The organism is Protofrankia sp. CiP1_Cm_nod2 (genome assembly GCF_920664355.1).
Taxonomy (GTDB): Bacteria; Actinomycetota; Actinomycetes; order Frankiales; family Frankiaceae; genus Protofrankia.
This window is the reverse complement of record NZ_CAKKTL010000175.1, coordinates 12,159-12,621: the sequence shown is the minus strand read 5'-3', so window position 1 is coordinate 12,621 and position 463 is coordinate 12,159. Positions and strand designations below refer to the sequence as shown.

The window sequence follows — 463 nt, the reverse complement described above, 5'->3', positions numbered from 1 at the left end:
GCAGGGTGATCGGCCCGGGCGGGAGTGGGCCGAGTTCGGTGTCGGCGAGCGGACGGTGTGGATGTGCGAGAACCCGATCGTGCTCGCCAGCGCCGCCGACGCGCTGGGGGGTGACTGCCCGCCGCTGGTGTGCGTCAACGGGCAGCCGTCGGCCGCGGTGCTCCGCCTGCTCGACCTGCTCGCCGCCGAGGGCGCCCGCTTCGCCTACCACGGCGACTTCGACTGGGGCGGCATCCACATCGGCAACGGCCTGCTGGAGCGTGTCCCGTGGCGGCCGTGGCGTTTCGACACCCAGGCCTACCGGGCGACGCTGGCCCGCGTCACCGGCGGCGAGCTCGCCGGCCGCCGTCCGGTCGAGGCGTCCTGGGACGCCGAGCTGCGCCCGGCCCTGCAGCACCACGGCGTCCGCGTGGACGAGGAACTCGTCCTGCCCGACCTGATCGCCGACCTGGCCGGCTGACGC

General features: G+C 75.4%; 1 protein-coding gene. It reads left to right on the top strand.

Annotated features, from left to right (window positions below; all coding sequences use genetic code 11):
* On the top strand, window positions 1-460 hold a 460-nt coding region (locus NBW84_RS17720), incomplete at its 5' end, for a DUF2399 domain-containing protein (protein ID WP_250285847.1).
* Window positions 461-463: the final 3 nt, after the last annotated feature.